The organism is Pseudomonas sp. SWRI111, from assembly GCF_014268555.1.
In the GTDB taxonomy this organism is placed as follows: Bacteria; Pseudomonadota; Gammaproteobacteria; order Pseudomonadales; family Pseudomonadaceae; genus Aquipseudomonas; species Aquipseudomonas hamedanensis.
This window is the reverse complement of record NZ_JABWQQ010000175.1, coordinates 1-222: the sequence shown is the minus strand read 5'-3', so window position 1 is coordinate 222 and position 222 is coordinate 1. Positions and strand designations below refer to the sequence as shown.

The window sequence follows — 222 nt, the reverse complement described above, 5'->3', positions numbered from 1 at the left end:
ACTGCCGTCACGGTCAGCGTCCTGGCCGCCGATGATGCACCGGAACCGTACAGCGCCTTGGCGGTAAAGCTGTGTGCCGCCACAGTCAGGGCAGTGACGAGCAACGTCCAGACGCCGGTGGTGGCATGCGCCGTTGCCTGGCCTCTGGAGACAGTGCCGTCAAAGACTTCGACCTGCTGGCCATTGGCAGCGACGCCGCTCAGGGTGACGGCGGTTTCCACG

The 222-nt window shown here is 65.8% G+C and carries 1 pseudogene; it reads right to left on the bottom strand.

Annotated features, from left to right (window positions below):
• Nucleotides 1-222: pseudogene (locus tag HU755_RS27320) on the bottom strand (Ig-like domain repeat protein); the annotation flags it as partial.